Below are 3,288 nucleotides of genomic sequence, written 5' to 3'. Positions count from 1 at the left end.
GGCATTGGGCATTGGGCATGGGGCATGGGGCATTGGGCATGGGGCATGGGGCATTGGGCATTGAGCATTAGTTATTAGTTATTCTTTCTCCCCCTGCTTCCCCTGCTCCCTCATCCCCCTCATCCCCCCACTCCCTACTCCCTACTCCCCACTAGATATATGAAAACGTCAAAATAGAAGACACAGGCTTTGTACAAAAAGCCTTGCCTTAATTAAGGAGTTTATTATCAGTGGTATTACAAGTACAAACAAGTGCCTACGAAGCTAAAACCCAAGAAATTGCTAAACAACTTCTAGCAGCAACGCAGGAAAATCGTTCGTTTTTTTCTTCCCTGCGGGATCAAATGCGCTGGGATGATAAATTACTAGCTTGGGCGATGAGTAATCCTGGGTTGCGGGTGCAATTATTTCGCTTTATAGATACACTACCTGCTTTGCACAGCAAATCAGAGATTGCCTCACATTTACAAGAATATTTAGGCGATGAGTCTGTAGAATTACCGTCAGCTTTGAAGGGGATGCTAAACTTTGCTAACCCCGACTCGATGCCAGGACAAGTTGCTGCTACAACCGTTGGGACAGCGGTTGAGACTCTTGCTCATAAATATATTTCTGGGGAAAATATTAAGCAAGTCATCAAAACAGTTGAACGACTGCGAAAAGAAAAAATGGCTTTCACCATCGACTTACTTGGTGAAGCAGTAATTACCGAAGCCGAAGCGCAGTCTTATCTAGAACGCTATCTAGAATTAATGCAACAATTGGTAGAAGCATCGAAGAATTGGACAGCTATCCCGGCTATTGATGAGGCTGATGGCGAACCCATACCAAAAGTTCAGGTTTCTGTTAAATTAACAGCGTTTTATTCCCAATTTGACCCATTAGATGCTAAAGGTAGTGAGGAGCGAGTTAGCGATCGCATTCGGATTCTCTTACGTCGTGCCAAAGAGTTGGGTGCAGCTGTCCATTTTGATATGGAACAGTATGCCTATAAAGACATAACTCTTAGTATTCTGAAAAAACTGCTCTTAGAAGAAGAGTTTCGGCAACGCACAGATATTGGTATGACAATACAAGCATATCTGCGTGATAGCGAGCAAGATACCAAAGACCTAATTTCTTGGTTGAAAGAACGTGGTTATCCCCTGACAATCCGCTTGGTGAAAGGCGCATATTGGGATCAAGAAACTATCAAAGCAGCGCAGAAGCATTGGCCACAGCCAGTTTATAACGACAAAGCGGCAACTGATGCTAACTTTGAAACCATCACTCAGTTGTTGCTAGAAAATCATCAATATGTGTATTCTGCCATTGGTAGCCATAACGTGCGATCGCACTCTCGCGCCATTGCCATCGCTGAAAGTTTAAATGTCCCCCGCCGTCGCTTTGAATTGCAAGTCCTCTACGGTATGGGTGATAAAGTTGCAAAGGCATTGGTTGACAAGGGTTATCGAGTCAGAGTTTACTGTCCCTACGGTGAATTATTACCTGGAATGGCGTATTTAATTCGTCGGCTGTTGGAAAATACAGCTAATAGTTCTTTTTTACGCCAAAATCTCGAAAATCGACCAATTGAAGAGTTATTAGCGCCGCCAGTTGTAAAAGACGCAGAAAATTTCCCCCCGTCCTCCCATCCCGTCGTTCCCCTCTCCTCTTCCTTCCTGGGTGCGGCTGATACCGATTACGCCGAGGAAGAGACGAGAAGAAAATCTGCTCAAGCTTTCCAAAGCGTTCGCCAACAGTTGGGTAAAACTTATTTACCCCTAATTAATGGCGAGTATGTTAATACACCAGAATTTGTTGATTCTTTTAATCCTTCTAATTTTAGTGAAGTAGTTGGTAAAGTAGGCTTAATCAGCGTTGAACAAGCTGAACAGGCGATGCAAACTGCTAAAGCTGCGTTTCCTGGATGGAAAAAAACACCAGCTAAACAACGCGCTGATATTTTGCGAAAAGCCGGTGATTTGATGGAACTCCGCCGCGCCGAACTTTCAGCTTGGATAGTTTTGGAAGTTGGGAAACCAGTTAAAGAAGCTGATGGAGAGGTTTCGGAAGCGATAGATTTCTGTCGTTACTACGCTGATGAGATAGAACGGTTAGACAAAGGTGTGAATTATGACATACCCGGCGAAACTAATCGTTATATATACCAGCCACGCGGTATTGCTGTAGTGATTTCTCCCTGGAATTTCCCGCTAGCGATCGCTTGTGGAATGACTGTTGCAGCCTTGGTTTCAGGCAACTGTACTCTCCTGAAACCTGCTGAAACATCTTCTGTCATTACGGCAAAACTCACAGAAATCCTGATCGAGGCTGGTTTCCCTAAAGGTGTATTTCAATACGTTCCTGGGAAAGGTTCGCAAGTCGGCGCTTATTTGGTAAATCATCCAGATACTCATGTAATTGCTTTTACGGGTTCCCAAGAAGTCGGCTGTCGAATTTACGCAGAAGCGGCAATCTTAAAACCCGGACAAAAGCACATGAAACGGGTGATTGCTGAAATGGGTGGCAAAAATGCCATTATTGTCGATGAAAGTGCTGATTTAGACCAAGCAGTTGTGGGAGTAGTGCAGTCAGCATTTGGTTACAGTGGCCAAAAATGTTCTGCCGCCTCCAGGGTGATTGTGCTGCAACCGATTTATGATGCCTTTGTGCAACGATTGGTAGAAGCGACAAAATCTTTGAACATTGGGGAAGCAGAGTTACCAAGTACACAAGTTGGGCCAGTAATTGATGCCAATGCACGCGATCGCATCCGCGAGTATATTGAGAAGGGTAAGGCAGAAGCAGAAGTGGCGTTGGAATTACCAGCACCCGAACAAGGATATTTTATCGGGCCTGTCATCTTTAGTGAAGTATCGCCAAATGCGGTAATTTCCCAGGAAGAAATTTTTGGCCCTGTGCTGGCGGTAATTCGGGTGAAAGATTTCCAGGAAGCGTTAGCAGTCGCCAACGGTACTAACTACGCCTTAACTGGCGGACTTTATTCTAGAACACCTTCGCACATTCAGCAGGCGCAGACAGAATTTGAAGTCGGCAATTTGTACATCAACCGCAATATTACCGGAGCGATCGTTGGACGGCAACCCTTTGGTGGATTCAAACTTTCTGGTGTTGGTTCTAAAGCCGGAGGCCCTGATTACCTTCTGCAATTCCTCGAACCACGCGCGGTAACGGAAAATATTCAGCGTCAAGGTTTTGCACCAATTGAAGGGGCAGATTAAAACAATTCGCAATTCGCAATTCGCAATTCGCAATTCGCAATGACGCTCCTACGTCGCTAACGCA

At 45.0% G+C, this 3,288-nt stretch carries 1 protein-coding gene; it reads left to right on the top strand.

Features of this window, described 5'->3' with window-relative positions:
- Positions 1-230 precede the first annotated feature (230 nt).
- Positions 231-3,224: an L-glutamate gamma-semialdehyde dehydrogenase gene (gene pruA, locus VB740_RS17670; protein ID WP_323201266.1), complete on the top strand. Its 2,994-nt coding sequence runs from the start codon at positions 231-233 to the stop codon at positions 3,222-3,224.
- Positions 3,225-3,288: the final 64 nt, after the last annotated feature.

Origin of the sequence: Nostoc sp. UHCC 0251 (assembly GCF_034932245.1) — a bacterium.
Lineage (GTDB): Bacteria > Cyanobacteriota > Cyanobacteriia > Cyanobacteriales > Nostocaceae > Nostoc.
Note: the sequence above shows the minus strand (reverse complement) of the source record. Positions and strands in the feature narration are given on the sequence as shown.